At 58.9% G+C, this 16341-nt stretch carries 15 protein-coding genes and 1 pseudogene; 7 read left to right on the top strand and 9 right to left on the bottom strand.

All coding sequences use genetic code 11. The features are described from left to right. Nucleotide 1: 1 nt before the first annotated feature. A complete protein-coding gene (locus ACKXF7_RS11340) occupies nucleotides 2-1813 on the top strand; it encodes an ABC transporter ATP-binding protein (protein WP_423741337.1) in 1812 nt (603 codons plus the stop codon). A gap of 178 nt (nucleotides 1814-1991) precedes the next feature. Here the strand turns inward: ACKXF7_RS11340 and ACKXF7_RS11335 are convergent, their stop codons facing one another. Together ACKXF7_RS11335 and ACKXF7_RS11330 are read right to left on the bottom strand one after the other, a co-directional pair. Next, nucleotides 1992-2786: a LysR family transcriptional regulator gene (locus ACKXF7_RS11335; protein WP_423742648.1), complete on the bottom strand. Its 795-nt coding sequence runs from the start codon at nucleotides 2784-2786 to the stop codon at nucleotides 1992-1994. A gap of 22 nt (nucleotides 2787-2808) precedes the next feature. Beyond that, nucleotides 2809-2877, bottom strand: a pseudogene (locus ACKXF7_RS11330) (LysR family transcriptional regulator); the annotation flags it as partial. 214 nt (nucleotides 2878-3091) lie between these two features. Here ACKXF7_RS11330 and ACKXF7_RS11325 point away from each other — a divergent pair. The 6 genes from ACKXF7_RS11325 (at nucleotide 3092) to ACKXF7_RS11300 (ending at nucleotide 9058) form a co-directional block, all read left to right on the top strand. After that, entirely contained in the window at nucleotides 3092-4483 is a 1392-nt protein-coding gene (locus tag ACKXF7_RS11325) for an FAD-binding protein (protein ID WP_423741336.1), read from the top strand. A gap of 2 nt (nucleotides 4484-4485) precedes the next feature. Beyond that, nucleotides 4486-5121 carry an FAD-binding protein gene (locus tag ACKXF7_RS11320; RefSeq protein WP_423741335.1) on the top strand — a complete coding sequence of 212 codons (636 nt, stop codon included), beginning with the start codon at nucleotides 4486-4488 and terminating at the stop codon, nucleotides 5119-5121. Nucleotides 5122-5322: 201 nt separating this feature from the next. Then, entirely contained in the window at nucleotides 5323-6243 is a 921-nt protein-coding gene (locus ACKXF7_RS11315; protein ID WP_348583419.1) for a MoxR family ATPase, read from the top strand. After that, nucleotides 6243-7997 carry a hypothetical protein gene (locus tag ACKXF7_RS11310; RefSeq protein ID WP_423741334.1) on the top strand — a complete coding sequence of 585 codons (1755 nt, stop codon included), beginning with the start codon at nucleotides 6243-6245 and terminating at the stop codon, nucleotides 7995-7997. The genes ACKXF7_RS11315 and ACKXF7_RS11310 overlap by 1 nt, the downstream gene beginning before the upstream one ends. Before the next feature lie 298 nt (nucleotides 7998-8295). Further along, nucleotides 8296-8649, top strand: a complete 354-nt coding sequence (locus tag ACKXF7_RS11305; RefSeq protein WP_423741333.1) for a hypothetical protein — start codon at nucleotides 8296-8298, stop codon at nucleotides 8647-8649. Further along, nucleotides 8591-9058 (top strand): hypothetical protein, encoded by a 468-nt coding sequence (locus tag ACKXF7_RS11300; protein ID WP_423741332.1) that lies wholly within the window; start codon nucleotides 8591-8593, stop codon nucleotides 9056-9058. The genes ACKXF7_RS11305 and ACKXF7_RS11300 overlap by 59 nt, the downstream gene beginning before the upstream one ends. Nucleotides 9059-9141: 83 nt before the next feature. Here the strand turns inward: ACKXF7_RS11300 and ACKXF7_RS11295 are convergent, their stop codons facing one another. The 7 genes from ACKXF7_RS11295 to ACKXF7_RS11265 all read right to left on the bottom strand — a co-directional run bounded on the left by ACKXF7_RS11295 (nucleotide 9142) and on the right by ACKXF7_RS11265 (nucleotide 16305). Beyond that, complete coding sequence (locus ACKXF7_RS11295) at nucleotides 9142-10425, bottom strand: amidohydrolase family protein (protein ID WP_423741331.1); 1284 nt, start codon at nucleotides 10423-10425, stop codon at nucleotides 9142-9144. Between the two features lie 134 nt (nucleotides 10426-10559). Next, nucleotides 10560-11552: a transporter substrate-binding domain-containing protein gene (locus ACKXF7_RS11290; RefSeq protein WP_423741330.1), complete on the bottom strand. Its 993-nt coding sequence runs from the start codon at nucleotides 11550-11552 to the stop codon at nucleotides 10560-10562. Nucleotides 11553-11623: 71 nt separating this feature from the next. Continuing rightward, a complete protein-coding gene (locus tag ACKXF7_RS11285) occupies nucleotides 11624-12373 on the bottom strand; it encodes an amino acid ABC transporter ATP-binding protein (protein WP_423741329.1) in 750 nt (249 codons plus the stop codon). Between the two features lie 6 nt (nucleotides 12374-12379). Further along, a complete protein-coding gene (locus ACKXF7_RS11280; RefSeq protein ID WP_423741328.1) occupies nucleotides 12380-12916 on the bottom strand; it encodes an amino acid ABC transporter permease in 537 nt (178 codons plus the stop codon). Next, on the bottom strand, nucleotides 12916-13056 hold the full coding sequence (locus tag ACKXF7_RS11275) for a hypothetical protein (protein WP_423741327.1): 141 nt from the start codon (nucleotides 13054-13056) through the stop codon (nucleotides 12916-12918). The genes ACKXF7_RS11280 and ACKXF7_RS11275 overlap by 1 nt, the downstream gene beginning before the upstream one ends. Then, complete coding sequence (locus tag ACKXF7_RS11270; RefSeq protein WP_249236746.1) at nucleotides 13037-13696, bottom strand: amino acid ABC transporter permease; 660 nt, start codon at nucleotides 13694-13696, stop codon at nucleotides 13037-13039. Before ACKXF7_RS11270 ends, ACKXF7_RS11275 begins: the two co-directional genes overlap by 20 nt. Before the next feature lie 443 nt (nucleotides 13697-14139). Further along, complete coding sequence (locus tag ACKXF7_RS11265) at nucleotides 14140-16305, bottom strand: S-layer homology domain-containing protein (RefSeq protein WP_423741325.1); 2166 nt, start codon at nucleotides 16303-16305, stop codon at nucleotides 14140-14142. Nucleotides 16306-16341: the final 36 nt, after the last annotated feature.

Genomic DNA, 16341 nt, shown 5'->3' with positions numbered 1-16341 from the left:
TATGCCAAGACCCGGACGCATGACGACCGAACGCGCCAAGGACTTCAAGGGCACCCTGCTGCAGCTTGTGCGCACCCTTGGCCGCTACCGCCTTTCGCTCGTTACCGCCATTGTATTTGCCATTCTTTCTACCATCTTCAACATTGCAGGCCCCAAGGTGCTGGCAAAAGCCACCACGGCCCTTGCCACCGGCTGGATCGCCAAGCTGCGCGGCACCGGCAGCATCGACTTTGTGTATATCGGTCGCATCCTGCTGTTCTTGCTGGGCATGTACCTGCTGAGCAGCGCATTCAGCTTTATTCAGGGCTGGCTGATGACCGGTCTTTCGCAGAAGGTGTGCTACGACTTCCGCCGTCAGATCAGCGAAAAGATCAACCGCCTGCCCCTTGCCTATTTTGAAAAGCGCACCGTGGGCGAGGTGCTGTCCCGCATCACCAACGATGTGGACACGCTGGGCCAGAGCCTGAACCAGAGCATCACCCAGCTCATCACCAGTGTCACCACCATGATCGGCGTGTTGGTCATGATGCTGTCCATCAGCCCGAAGATGACCCTGATCGCCCTGCTGATCCTGCCCGTCTCGCTGGTGCTTGTGCTCATCGTAGTTCGGTTCAGCCAGAAATACTTCAAGTCCCAGCAGGCCATTCTGGGCGTCGTGAACGGTCAGGTGGAAGAAGTCTACTCCGGCCACAACGTGGTCAAAGCCTTCAACCGCGAGGCCGTGGTGCTGAATGACTTCAACGCCGCCAACGACAAGCTGTATGAATCTGCGTGGAAAAGCCAGTTTCTCTCCGGCCTGATGATGCCCATTATGAACTTTGTGGGTAATCTGGGCTACGTGGCGGTGGCCATCGTGGGCAGCATTTTTGCCGCAAACGGCGTCATTACCATCGGTGACATTCAGGCCTTCATCCAGTACGTCAAGAACTTCACCCAGCCCATCCAGCAGCTTTCTCAGGTGTCCAACATGCTGCAGAGCATGGCCGCTGCCGCTGAGCGGGTGTTCGAGTTTCTGAACGAGCCGGAAGAGGACCAGCAGGCAGACCCGGCCCGCCGCGCGGACCCTGCCTGCATCGACGGACAGGTGACATTCAGCCATGTCCGCTTCGGCTACACCCCGGACAAGACCGTCATCCACGATTTCAGCTGTGAGGTCAAGCCCGGCCAGAAGGTGGCTATCGTCGGCCCTACCGGCGCGGGCAAAACTACCATGGTCAAGCTGCTCATGCGCTTCTATGATGTAGATTCCGGTTCCATCACCCTGAATGGCCACGATGTGCGGGACTTTGACCGCAGCGCCCTGCGTGAGGGCTTCGGCATGGTGCTGCAGGACACATGGCTGTTCAAGGGCACCATCATGGAGAACATCCGCTATGGCCGACTGGATGCCACCGATGAAGAAGTGATTGCCGCCGCCAAGGCTGCCAACGCCGACCACTTTATCCGCACCCTGCCCGGCGGCTACCAGATGGAGCTGAACGAGGACGCTTCCAACGTGAGTCAGGGCCAGAAGCAGCTGCTCACCATCGCCCGCACCATTCTGGCCGACAACCGCATCCTGATTTTGGACGAGGCCACCAGCAGCGTGGATACCCGCACCGAGCAGCGCATCCAGACCGCCATGGACCGCCTGATGGAGGGCCGCACCAGCTTTGTCATCGCCCACCGTCTTTCCACCATCCGGGACGCCGACCTCATCCTTGTGATGCGAGATGGCGACATTGTGGAGCAGGGCACCCACGACCAGCTGATCGAAGCTGGCGGCTTCTACGCCGACCTGTACAACAGCCAGTTCGAGGACGTGGTGGAGTAAGCTGCCCGTCATCGCAGTATAAGCACAAAAATAGCACCTGCCGCCTTCCTTTCCGAGGGCAGCAGGTGCTATTTGTTTTACCCTCTCAGTCATCGCTGCGCGATGCCAGCTCCCCCGAGAGGGGGAGCTTTTCTACATCTGTCGGTCAAGTTCTCCCTTCGGGGTTTTCGTCTTTTCTTTATGATTCCTCCACCGGTTCCAGCTTCAGACCGAACAGCTTTTCCGAAAGAGACGGCAGCAGCTGCTGCAAAGCGCGGACATAAGCCATTACCACCGGGTCCTCGCGCTTTTGTCCCAGCACGACGCCGAACCGGTGGCCTTTGTTCCAGTCCAGCACCCGCACAAAACTGAGGTCCGGTCTGCGGTAGTAGAAAGGCGGGATCATCTTGAGTGCCGGGTCGCCGTAGGCTGCACTGCGGATACCGCCCACCGGCGTAAACTCCACCCCTCGGTCCATTCCCTCCTGCAGCAGTCTTGTTTCGTAGACAGTCTGGTACATCTCCTTGATGGGCAGCCAGCGGTATTGCAATGCCTGTTCCAAGGTCAGTCTGCCCACCGGCATATCAGCGGGCGGGTGGATGGGGATGCAAAGTTCCGGCATATAGAACAGCGGCACAAAGGTAAGCCCCTGCGCGTAGAACTCTGCACTTTCCAGCTGGAAGGAAAGATCCATCTCCCCTTTTTTCAGGCTGCGCCAGACCTCGCTGCGGTTGGCACACCACCCCAGAATAGGGGTATATTGCAGGCACAGGTCACTTGTCAGGGAAAACAGGTCGTACACGAACATCCGCATTGCCTCATGACACCCTGCGATGATCAGATGTCTTTCCGGCGGTTTTTCCTGCTGCTGCACCGCGCGGGCATGGCGCACCGCCTCCTGATACAGAGCTGTCAGCTGCTTTGCCTTGGGGTAAAAGTCCCGGCCTGCCGGGGTCAGGATTGACCCGGCGCGGTACATGCTGAAACAGTTCAAACTGCAGCTGTCCCTCCAGCGTGCGGATCTGCTGCGAAAGCGCCGACTGCGAAAGATACAGTGCCTCTGCTGCTGCCGAAAAGCTGTCCATCTCTACGATCTTCACAAATCCTTCCAGTGCACTCTGGTTCATCTGCGCAACCTCGCCTTCTTACATTAGGATTTCCTAAATTATAATATAACATAATTGAATTGTAAAGTGCGCCGCTCTACGCTACAATTGTTAAAGATTCAGCAAAGTGGTTTTTAACTTGCTGCGCGATGAGAAGAAAAGCAAGAAGAGAAAAGAGAAAGAGAGCGTACCTATGAACAAGATCTCCCGCAAGGGCTTTCTGAAGATCGCCGCTGCCGCCGCCATGAGCGGTGTCACTGCCGGCGCACTGGCTGCATGCAATTCCGCCTCCGGCTCCACTGCCTCCGGTGCTGCCGGTCAGTACATTCCCGGCACCTACGAGGGCACCGCCGAGGGCATCTCCTCCACCGTCAAGGTCACCATGACCTTCTCTGACAGCGCTGTCACCGACGTGGTGGTGGACACCTCCGGCGAGACCGCCTCTTTCGGCGCTGCCGCTGCCGATGAGCTGCGTGAGCAGCTGATGGCTGCCGGTTCTGCCGAGATCGACGGCGTTTCCGGCTCTACCATCACCTCCGATGCCGTGATGAAGGCTGCCAAGAGCTGCTACGCACAGGCAAAGGGCGAGGCCGTGGTGTCCAGCGTGCAGCTGCCCACCGGCGATGAGAACGACTGGCTGGGCAAAGAGCCTGATATCGACGAAACTGCCATCACCGAGACTGTGGACACCGACATCCTCATTGTGGGTGCAGGCAACGGCGGTATGTTTGCCGCCGCCTATGCTGCTGCCAACGGCCTGAACTTCCGTGTTATCGAGCAGAACGCCAACGTGCAGGACACCCGTCACTGGTACGGCGCTGTTGATTCTGCTGCCGCTAAGGAGGCTGGCGAACCCGCCACCGATAAGGCAAAGCTGCTGAGCGAGATCTCCCGCTATGCCTCCGGCAAGTGCGACCAGCGCGTTGTCAAGACCTGGATCAACGAGTCTGCCGCCATGCACGACTTCATGCGCAGCATTCTGGAAGATAAGTACGGCTGGGTATGCGATTTCACCTCCGGCAGCGAGGCTGCATGGCCTGCAGAAAATGCCGAGCACAACACCGACTACCTCTATCCTGTGCAGGAGCACAACTACATGGCCAGCGAGCGCGAGTCCGGTCTGGCACGCAACGAGCTGCTGCTGCAGTACATTCAGGAGCTGGGCTACGATGTGGACTTCAAGACCAGTCTGGCCAAGCTGGAAAAGAACAGCGATGGCCGCATTACCGGCATCATCGCCCAGAGCACCGAGGATGACCACTTTATCCGCTACAACGCCAACAAGGGCGTGCTGCTGGCCTGCGGCGGTTTCCCCGGCAACCCCTACATGATGGAGCAGCTGGACCCGCTGGGCACCAGCGTGACCACCGCCTGCTCCTACTCCCCCGCCGACAAGGGCTACGGCATCCGCGCTGCTGTGTGGGCCGGTGCCAATCTGGACAAGGAAGCCGCTCCCATGCTGTTTGACCGCGGCGTTGTTGCCCCCGGCGTGGATGGCGGCTATGTGGATAGCGACTCCGCCTTTGGCGGCAAGGCCTTCCCCGGCAAGATCGCCAGTACAACCCCGGTACCCAGCCCTTCCTGAAGGTGAACCGCAACGGCGAGCGCTTTGCCAACGAGAGCTGCCCCTACAACGATATCGTCTACGCTGCTGCCCACCAGCCGGGCCGCGTCTACGCACAGATCTGCGATGCCAACATTCTGGAGGACGCAAAACGTTTCCACACCATCGGCTGCTCTGCCCAGACCCGCAACGGCGGTGAGAAGTACATTCAGGGTAAGATGGACGAAGCTATCGAGGCCGGTGCATTGTTCAAGTGCGATACGCTGGACGAGCTGGCCGACAAGATGGGCTTTACCGGCGCTGCCAAGGACACCTTCCTTGCTACCGTGGAGCGTTACAATGAGCTGTACGACAAGCAGAACGACGAGGATTTCGGCAAGCCCGCTTACCGCCTGAGTGCCATCCGCACTGCGCCCTTCTACGGCTGCTGGCTGGGTGCCTCTCTGCTGACCACCGAGCAGGGCATTGCCATCAACGAAAAGGGTCAGGCGCTGGACAACAACAACCAGCCCATGGAGGGCCTGTACATCACCGGTGATATGTCCGGCAGCTTCTTTGCCAACAATTATCCCTGCCTGATGGCTGGTGTGGCCATGGGCCGCACCCTGACCTTCGCCATGAAGGCTGTCAAGCAGATGGCGGGTCTGGATAACGCCTGATCCAGCGCGATTTTCCGGTACAACTTAAGCGTTTTTCCATTTCTTCTTTCTTCATGAAGAGAGGCGGTCCCTGTTTGGGGCCGCCTCTCTTTGCCATTTTTTCGCCACGTGCCCCCTACACAAATCCCCATGATTGTGCTATGATAAGGCTGAACAGCCGGTTTGTGCCAGACAACCGGCAAAATCGAGGTGTTTGTACAAATGTCTGATCTCCTTGAAACTCTGCGGCAGGAAGGGGTAGACCCCGCCCTGCTGGAAGCAGTCCAGCAGTACCGCGCTGCCCACGCCCTGCCGGACGCACTGCGCCCGCGCATTCCCTCCCCTGCCTTTACCTACTACGGCAAACAGGTGTGGGAGCAGGCGCTGGCGGCGCTGCTCTGCGGCGAAAACCTGCTGCTGGCAGGCGGAAAAGCCACCGGCAAAAACGTGCTGGCCGAGAACCTTGCCGCCGCCTTTGGCCGTCCTGCGTGGGACATCTCCTTCCATGTGAACATGGATGCGGCGTCCCTCATCGGCATGGACACTTTTGCGGACGGTCAGGTGGTGTTCCGGCCCGGCCCGGTATACCGCTGCGCCCAGTGCGGCGGCTTTGGTGTGCTGGACGAGATCAACATGGCCAAAAACGAAGCGCTGGCCGTGCTGCACGCGGTGCTGGACTTTCGCCGCGCCATCGATGTGCCTGGCTACGACCGCATCCCGCTGGCGGAGGAGACCCGCTTTATTGCCACCATGAACTACGGTTATGCCGGCACCCGTGAGCTGAACGAGGCCCTCACCTCCCGTTTCGTGGTCATCCAGATGCCCACCATTACGCAGGACGATCTGGAAAAGCTGCTGCGGACGCAGTTCCCCGATCTTGCTTCCAAGTATGTGCGCCAGTTTGCACTGCTGTTCCTTGACCTGCAGAAAAAGTGCGACAGTGCAGAAATTTCCACCAAGGCGCTGGACCTGCGCGGCATGCTGGATGCCCTGCGGCTGATCCGGCGCGGCATCACGGCAGGCGCGGCACTGGATATGGGCATCACCAACAAAGCCTTTGACTCCTACGAGCAGAGCCTGATCCGTGATGTGATCGCGGCGCGCATTCCGGCCAAGCTGGATGCCGCCAAGCTCTTTGGCTGATGGACGCCCAGAGCTACACCGCTCAGGAGCGGCGTGCGGCCAATCAGGTCTGGGCTGCTGCAGGAGTCTATGGCTTTGAGCCGTTGTTTCTGGCCCGCTATACCGACGGCACCACCGATTTTTACATGAACACGGTCGTGGGCCTCATCCACAAATATTACGGTGACGCGCCGATCCGCAGCATCTTTGACGCATGGGACGGTGACTTGCGGCAGACGATGCTGGACGACATGACATGGCTGTATCTGGAAAATGCAGCCTATCGGCTGGAGCTGCCCCGCCGCCCGGTGCTGGAAGCACTGCGCCACGCCCATGCAGATTATTTCTTTGCTATCCAATACAAGCTTTCGCGGCAGGAGTGGATGGCAAAAAATCAGCTGGTCTACACCATGCAGGCCGCACGCTGGCGGCGTGTACTGGGCCGTACCGACCCGGTAATGACCCCTTACGAGTCCGGCCTTGCCGCCGCGCTGGCCCCGGAGCATGTGCCGGAGCCGGAACAACTGAAAGCCGAAATTTTATCGATCTACGCAAAATTCAACCTGTTCGACGGTACTGTGCACCAAAAAGCAGCTTTGCATCTGCATCTGGACGGCCTGCTGGCAAAGCTTGCCACCAAAGCCATGCCCACCCAGATGATCAAAACGGACCGCGTGACCGTGGAGCACTCAAGCTCCGTGGATGCTGTGGGCGGTGGACTGGCGGTGGACAAGCGCAGGGCCCACATCACCCTGAAGCAGGATGCCGCGCAGGACAGAGCCTACATCGAAAGCTGCTTCGGCCGCTCCCTCTACCCGCCGGAACGGCTGCGCAAGGCCGAGCAGGAGCTTTGCGTGGGCGACCACCTGGGATGCCATTTGTGGTTCAGCGCCGGTGTGCCAAGCCCGGAGCAGGCCCCCACCCCGGAGGCAAAACATCTGGCTGAGCAGGCTGAACTTCAGGCTGACCGCAATCGCGCCTACTACGCTAAGAACCGGGAACTGCACCGCAGCGTCGTGCTACGGCTCACCGAACAGATCCGCAACTGCATTCTGGTGCATCAGCAGCCCAACGCCCGTGTGGCCCGCAGCGGAAACCTGAATGCCGGACGCATCTGGCGGGCACCACTTTTGAACGATGACCGGGTATTTTTATGCGCCGAGGAGGAAAACCAGCCTTCCTTCACGGTGGATCTTCTGCTGGATGCATCTGCGTCCCGCCTGCACTGTCAGGAGGTCATTGCGGCGCAGGGCTCTATTCTGGCCCAGAGCCTTGCAGCCTGCGGGATCCCGGTGCGGGTGTCCAGCTTCAGCAGCCTGCGGGGCTACACTGTGCTGCGTGTGCTCAAGGGCTTTGCGGACAAAAACCTGCAGAACATCAACCGTTATTTTGCTTCCGGCTGGAACCGTGACGGCCTTGCCCTGCGGGCTGCAGGCGACCTTTTGCAGTATGCGCCCGGCCCTGCGCCGCGGCACCTGCTCATCGTGCTGACGGATGCTTCGCCCAACGACAGCCGCCGTATCCCGCCCAGCCCGGAAAAACCGCTGGGCTGCGGTTACGAGGACGCCGCAGGTGTGGCCGACACTGCCGCGCAGGTGCGTGCGCTGCAGCGCATGGGCATCCGGGTGTCTGCCGTGTTCATGGGCGAGGATAGCTCTGCCGGTGCCGCTGCACAGATCTACGGCAAAAATATGGCACGCATCCGCGGCATGGACCAGCTGGCTCGTGCTGCCGGGCGGCTGATCCAGAACGAGATCCGGGAACTGGGCGACTGAAATAAGAGTTTTATAAGAGCAACGGCTTGCAGACGAGAGAGTTTTCTCCGTCTGCAGGCATTTTTATACAACCGCGTCACAACCGTGTTTCGTCCAGGTTTTGCTTACCCTGCCGCATCTCGCAAATTCCTTCATTTTTCGATAAACTTATAGTTGTTTTTCGTTGCGAAATATGCTATACTAGGTTCACAAGATAAAACAATCCTGCGTAAGCCGCCCCGTGCACAGGGCTGTCTGCTGCAGAACCCGCCTGTTATACAACGAACCGCTGTATCAGCTTTTCAGGGAGGAACTCACGATGGACGCCAGCCGTTATTTTACCGCAATGCACAACGCCATGTCTGCCCAGCACCCCCGTGCGCAGCTTCTTTTAACGGTAAAGCTGCAGGATACCTGCGGCAACGATGCCTGTCTGGAGCTCAAGCAGCTGCCCGGTGAGAACACCTCCATCCTGTGCTACTCCACCATGGGGCGCCGCTGCCTGAACTTTCAGCTGTTCCGCAAGGGCTGGCAGCTGTGCCACAATGCTGATGGGCAGCTGGTAGGCCGCTTTCCTTCCAGTGCCGACGGCCTGATCGACGAGACCGATTTCCGTGCCTACTGCCGGGAGGACCGGCTGGAATCTGGCACGCACCCAGCGCATCCTGTCTGAGCTGCGCACCCTTGCAGGAGCCGATCATCAGGGCAGCATCCCGCAGAACGCCCGCACCGGTGCCGTTATTACCGTGGAGAGTTTTGTAGGAGCCGGTGCCCGCTGGACCTACTGGAGTCAGGGCCCTGCACCAAGTCAGCCGCTGAGCGCCATCCTCTACTGGCTGGCAGATTTTCTGGCCGGAAGCGAGCGCCGCGCCTTGCAGGCAGACCCGCAGGCCGCGCACCTTGCGGCCCAGTGGCTGGCCAGCGATACCGCCGTATTCTTCCATCCGTCTGTGCCGCTGACTGCCATGGGCCCTGCCGCTTCCGGCACAGCCACAGCTGTCAGCCGCAGCCGTTCGGCTCACACTTCCCCTGCCCGGAGCAAGAGCTGGCAGAGCATTCTGGCTGTGATGGCAAGCATGTGAATCTTCCGCTGCAAAGCAAGGGGCTGCCGCACGTCATCTGGTGCAGCAGCCCCTTGCTTTTCTTTTGATCTCTTTCCGCAGTTTTATGCCAGATACGGGTCCAGCAGGGCATCGACCGTTTTATTGCGCTTAGGATTCGGCTTTTTGATCACATGGCCCCGGCACACTACCAGTTCCAGATGCTGCAGCGCACGCAGGTCTTCCAGCGGATCGTGCTTCGTCACAATAAAGTCTGCGCTCTTGCCCGGCTCAATGGAACCGGTCACATCTCCTACTCCGGCCAGCTGTGCATTGCGCAGGGTCGCCGTGTAGAGGGCGAACCGATTGCTCACCCCGCAATACTTATGGAAATAGCACAGTTCCCGCCAGAAATCATACTGGGTGATGTAGGGGCAGCCCACGTCATTGCCCAAGCCCACCGGGATGCCGTTGGCAAGCGCGGTCTTTGCGCTTTCCACCACACCGTCAAACACGATCTTGCCGTTGTACTGATCCTTTTCCGAGGCACCGGAAACCGCTGTATCGAACAGCGCATAGGGCAGCGCCGGGGAGATGGTCGTGCACAGGAAGGCTCCCCGCTCCTTATACAGGCGGACCGTCTCACCATCCATCTTTGCACCGTGCTCGATGGAATCCACCCCATTTTCCAGCGCCACCTTTACGCCCTCCGGCGATTCGGTGTGTGCTGCTACGGTGTAGCCCAGCCTGTGGGCTTCGTCGCAAACGGCTTTGACCATCTCCGGCTTCATTTTCAGCTCTCCGGGCGTTCCCTTTTCCGTGGCATCCAGCACACCGCCGGTGATCATCAGCTTGACAAGATCCACCTTCTGGCTGCTGGCCTTTCTGAGCTGAGCCAGCGCTTCGGCATTGTTATGGGCCGCAACTGCCACCGAACCCGCCATGTGTCCCCCGGGCACCGAAATGCCCTCGTTGGCGGCAAGAATGCGCGGTGCCAGCAGTCTGCCTGCAGCGGCATCGTCCCGGCAGCGAGTGTCAAAATCCGCAATGCCGCCCACGGTACGGATGGTGGTCACGCCGCCCAGCAGTTCCAGCTTCGCGTAGCTGCACACCAGCCTGTAGGCCACCGCACGGGTCAGGCCATTGCTCAGAATTTTGCGCACCAGCGCAGCATTGTCCCGCGGCTTTGCGCTGGGCTTGCCGTTGCCCGCCAGATGCACATGCAGATTGACCAGACCCGGCATGATATAGCTGCCGTGCAGATCGATGACCTCATAGCCATCCAGATCCACACCCTCATCGGCAATGGCAGTGATCTTATCATCCTCGGTCAGCAGGATTTTGTGCGCTACCGGCTGCATCTGCTCGGTGCCATCCAGCAGGATCCCGTTCGTATAGGCACGTTTCATTGGGAACATCCTCTCTTTTTCAGGTTTTTCGGACAGGAGTTGTTTTGTTCCAGTATAGCACGTTCCGGCAGATGGTGCAATGCAAAAACGGGCAGGAAAGGTTCAGCCCTCTCCTGCCCGCTCGGTGTTTTTATTTACTGTGCGGCTGCGCTGGAAGCTACTTCGGAAGCAGCAGCCTCAGAAGATGCGGCTTCCGAAGAAGCAGCTTCGCTGGATGCGGCATCTGCGCCGCCGGTCACACCGCCCTCAACGACCAGCTCGTCCTCATAGTCAAGACCGTAGGTATCCACCAGAGTCTCCTCATAGTCCTTGTGGAAGAAGTTCTCTTCGCCCAGAGCCTTGATCTCCTCGTTCAGCCAATCCAGAACGGTGGTGTTGCCCTGGCTCACAGCAGGAGCAATGGTGTCCTGACTGCCCAGAGAGGGAATGCCGACCGTGTAACCGGGGTTCTGCTTTGCAAATGCAATGACCTCGGTGTTGTCGTTGGCCCATGCCACGCCGTTGCCGTTCTCCAGTGCATTCTTGGCCGTTGCATAGGAATCGTACTTCTGCAGCGGAATGTCGGGGTACTCCTTGGTCAGGTAGGTCTCGGCAGTGGTGCCGGAAATGACGATCATCTGATCGTCAGCGTTCCAGTTGTCCAGAGTGGTGATAACATTGCTGTCCGGGGAAATGACGCCCAGTGCAACGTTCATGTAAGGCAGAGCGAAGTCCACTTCCTCTGCGCGCTCGGGGGTCACGGTGAAGTTTGCCAGGATCACATCCACCTTGCCGGTCTGCAGATACTCGATGCGGTTGGCAGCCTCGGTAGAAACATAGTTGATCTCTACGCCCAGATCCTCGCCCAGACGGCGGGCAAAGTAGACATCATAGCCCTGATACTCGCCGTTCTCATCCACGTAGCCGAACGGGTTCTTATCGGAGAAAACACCGATATTGATGGTGCCGGACTCCTTGATCTGATCCAGCGTGCGGTAGACCACGCTGCTGCCGGATGCTGCGCTGCCAGATGCTGCAGTTGCGGTAGAAGCAGAAGAAGAGCCGCCGCATGCGGTCAGAGCAGCAGCAGCGGACACTGCGCCCAGACCCAGCAGGAAGGAACGACGAGAAATTTTAGACTGTTTCATAGTGGATTCTCCTTTACAAAATCTTTCCCATTGGCTGCGAAACACCCGCAGTCTTTATCTTGATCTGTGACTCATTTCACAGCATCAAACGTGAATGTGCGCAGGAAGCGCTGCGCGCGCTCGGTCTTGGGCCGGTCAAAGAACTCGGCCGGTGCAGCCTCTTCCACGATCTTGCCGCCATCCAGGAAGATGACACGGTTGGCAATGGCGCGGGCAAACTGCATTTCGTGGGTGACGATGATCATGGTCTTGCCCTGCTTGGCAAGGTCCAGCATAACGTCCAGCACCTCGCGCACCATTTCCGGGTCAAGGGCAGCGGTCACTTCATCAAACAGAAGGATCTCCGGGTGCATACACAGTGCGCGCACGATGGCAACACGCTGCTTCTGTCCGCCGGAAAGCTCACGCGGGTAGCTGTTTTTCTTGGCAAGCAGACCCACGCGGTCCAGCAGGGCCTCGGCCTCCTGCTGCACCTCTGCTTTGGGGCGCTTCTGCACCTTGGTGGGAGCCAGCAGGACATTGTCCAGCACCGTCATGTGCGGGAACAGCTCGTAGCTCTGGAACACCATGCCGATCCGCTGGCGCAGCTGGGTGAGGTTTTTGCCGCCGTAGGCAACGGTTCCACTGCCCAGACGCACACGGCCGCTCTGGGTGGGCTCCAAACCGTTCAGGCAGCGCAGCAGCGTGCTTTTGCCGCAGCCCGAGGGGCCGACCACCACGATGACCTCACCGGGCTTGACGGCAAAGCTGATATCGTCCAGCACCGGGGTCTCGCCGTAGGCTTTGATCAAATGTTCAACGGTCAAAATAGGTTCTGCCATACACGGTCACTTCCATTTCTTTTCCAGATAGCTTGCCAGCAGGCTGATGGGCCAGCATGCAAGGAAATATAGCACAAAAACTGTGAGATAGATGCCGAAGGCTGCATTGGGGCTTGCGGTACGGTTGGCCTCAATGATCTGCTGGGCCACCTTGATCACCTCTACCACACCGATCATCAGCACCAGACTGGTGGTTTTGATCATACGGGTGATCAGGTTGATGGACAGCGGGATCAGGCGGCGCACCGTCTGCGGGATGACGATGTACCAGTAGGTCTGGATGCGGCTCATACCCAGCGCTTCAGCGCTCTCGTACTGGTGCTTCGGAATGGCGATCAGTGCACCGCGCACAAGGTCGCTCATTTCGGCAGTGCCCCACAGCACGAACACGATGATCGATGCCGTCTCGCCGGAAAGGTTCCACCCGAACGCGCGGGTGGTGCCAAAGTAGACGAGGAACAGCAGCACCATCTGCGGCATGATACGGATAAATTCCAGATACAGCCGCAGGATCGCCTTGATGATGGGATTGCGGAAGGTCATCAGCACGCCCAGCAGAATGCCGAGCGGCAGGCTCGATCAGCACGGATGCCGCGCTCGATCTTGAGGGCTACGCCGAGGCCCCCCATCAGGCGGGCCATGTTTTTGCCCTTGAACAGGACGTCAAGACCCAAATCCAGCATAGCGCAGCCTCCTTTCGATCAGGCTGCCCACGATGGACACCGGCAGCAGGATGATGAGGTAGAACGCCACCAGCAGGAACAGGCATTCGATGGTCTTGGAATACATGCCGATGAGATCCTTGGCCGTGAACATCAGGTCCATCAGACTGATGGCGCTGAATACGCTGGTCTCCTTGAGCAGGAAGATCACGTTTGCCATGAAGGCCGGCATACTGGTGGACATTGCCTGCGGCAGGATCACATACCGCATGGTCTGCAGACGATCCATGCCCAGACTGTAGGCGCTCTCGGTCTGGATGGGCTCGATGGCTTCCAGACCGCTGCGGAATGCTTCGGCCATATAGCTGCCGCCCAGAAACGCCAGACCTGCGATGCCGCAGATCTCGGCATTGGTCCGGATGCCCACCTTAGGCAGGCCATAGTAGATAAAGAACAGCTGCACCAGCAGCGGCGTGTTGCGGGACAGCTGGATGTAAACACCCACGATCTGCCGCAGCACCGGCACCTTGTCGTATTGGATCACCGCACACGCAAGCCCGATGATGATGGCAAAAATGATGCCTGCAACGCCCAGCCGTACCGTCAGCACGGCTGCTTTCTGGTAGAGCGGCAAATATTGCTGGATCGCATTCCAGTCCATTGCCGGATTCCTCCCTTGTATCCTGATTTGCGGGTCAAAACAAAACGCCCGGAAGCTCCCTCTTCGAGTAAGCTCCCAGGCGGTCAGCATCAGATCTCTCTGCGTGTTCCCACACAGAATTTGCAGATATGCTCACACGGCATACCATACTGCAGGGCGGCCGGTCCGGGAAGCGTTTGCGGTACAACAACACATTGCGCAACAACACATCATAGCCGTTTCCTCCCTGAATGATCTCAATTTTCGGATTTGCTCGACCCGATGCATGTAGTTTACACCCCATTACCCATTATGTCAATATGATTATGGGACTTCTTTCGATTCTTTGCTCAATCAGCCTAAAATGATATCATCACATGCATAAATTTTATTCATTTTTCAGCCTGACCGTATGCGCTGTGCGGACAGCAAAAGCCCTCCCATCGGGGAGGGCCGGGCCGGATTCAGTTTTTCCTGACCGCGATCAGCACGCGGATCTTGCCGCCTGCCGCGCGCAGGCCGCCATCGTACCAGCCGATGAGGGTGTACTCCTCACCGTTCACCTGAGAAAGAGTGGTGGGATAGTAGGTGCCTTTATACCACAGATACACCTGCATCTCATCGGCAGTTTCGTACTTTTTGTTTCCGCTCATGACCGAGGCCGCACCCACCTTGTCAATGACTACGGGCAGCAGCTGCGTCATGGACTTGACCGTACCGGAGGTGCTGGTGCCAATGGCGATGCCGCCTGCCAGCACCGGATATTTGGTACTGGTCTTGTAGGTCGTCTGTTTGCCGTTCACGTAGCACACATAATCTGCACCGCTTCCCAGATAGTTGAGCACGGTGCTCAGGCTGCCGCTGGTATTGTTGGCGCCCAGTTTGAGCAGGTAGCTTGCCAGTTTATCGGTGCTGCCGGTCACGCTTTCCCACAGGCTGCTGCCAATGCTGCCGTCCACAAGGCCCCACAAAAGATCGCCGGTGCTGGGCAGCACGATATCCGCCACATCGCTGATGATCTGGGAATCATCTGTCGTGGTCGTGGTGGTGGTTGTGCTGCCGGTCGTGCCAGTGGTGCTGTCGTTCCCTGTGAGCTTTTTGATCGCCGTGCTGACCGTCATGCCGGAGGAGGTCGTTCCGCTGGTGGTGGTCGTGGTGTTGTTGATGAGGTTCTTCACATCATCCAGCACGCCATAGGTCCACAGATCACCGGTCACATCGTTCAGGATCAGGCGGTCGATCTGGCCGTTTTCGTTGGTGGTGTAGTAGCGCACATCGGCGTCAGAAAGTGTTACCCCCGATAGGCGGCTGGGACTTACCGTCCCAGCCACACCCTCCGATGTCGTATCCAGAATTTCTACGTCGTCTGCAAGGGCAGTGCCGCCCAGAGCAGTGCTGTCTGCATTGATGGTGCCGGAGGTGCTGGTTTTGGTGATGGTCTCCACCTGTTCACCCTCGGCGTTCACTATGATCTTCACCATCCAGCCTGCCGGGTAATTCAGGCTTTTGTCCACATTCACGGTACGGGTAACGCCGTCGGTGCACTTGACTGCCACCGCCTGCCGGACGTCCGCACCATTTTCCTCCACAAGGCTGCGGGCGGCGGTCTGCACCACACCGTAGAATACTTCGTCCGCTTCATCGCCGGTCAGCACCGCAACGGCCTCGTTGTTCATGCCCAGCAGCAGGGTGACCACCTGCCCCACACCGCCGCCGTTCAGGCTGGACAGCTGTGCCGCCGCCGAGGAGCTTGCAATGGTGTAGCTGGTGCCTGCCACGGTAACAGAGGTGGGTGCGCTGGCGCTGGGCGACACCGCCGTGATACGGCCTGCTGCCTTGCGGGTGTAGATCCACACCGTCTTTGCGCTGGCATTGTAATAGTATACGTCATAGGCGGAAAGCTGTGCCGAGGTGCTCACACTGCCATTGCGGTAGATGGCCTCTGGCACAAAGGGCAGGCTCTCACCCTCGGATGCCACAAAGGGGCCCTCCAGACTGCTGAGCAGGATGGAGGAAACATCCACCTGACCGTTCGTCACGGTGTAGCCCAGCGTGGTGCCGTACACACTGCCGTCTGCCGTATTTGCGGTAAGGGCATTGTACAGCAGCACTGCGCCCTCTTCCAGAGTCATGGTCTGGCCCTGCGTGCAGCCCAGATTGCTCCGCAGGCCGATGGCATTGGCCTTGTTCAGCTGTGCTGCCGGAAAACCACCGGTCAAGGTGGTGATATCGTAGCCCAGCAGGGTCAGGGCGGCAGTGCAGGCTTCTTCCAGTGTGACGGTGTTATCCGGACGGAAGGAACCGTCGATGTAGCCGCTCATCCAGCCCTGCTGCACTGCAATGCGGATATAGGGCGCATAAGCGCTGCTGCCGCTCACATCGGTATACAGGGTGCCGATGCTGCCCTGCGTATTGGCGTTATCGTGGTAGGCAGAAAAGGCCACCAGCAGCTTTGCCAGCTGCCCGCGGGTGAGCGGCGTGCTCAGCCCGGCCGCTTCCTCGGTGGAGAAAGCGCCCAGCGTCACCGCCGTCTGCACCGCCGTGTTGGAGCCCGCTGCCGAAGCCGGCAGCACCAGCACGGACACGCCGATGCACACCGCCAGCAGCAGTGCGAGAAATCGTTTTTTCATAGTTACCTCCTTAATTTTGGGCTCGCCCTTCGGGAG

The organism is Faecalibacterium sp. 7, from assembly GCF_049562865.1.
Taxonomy (GTDB): Bacteria; Bacillota; Clostridia; order Oscillospirales; family Ruminococcaceae; genus Faecalibacterium; species Faecalibacterium wellingii.
This window is presented reverse-complemented; position numbering and strand designations above follow the sequence as displayed.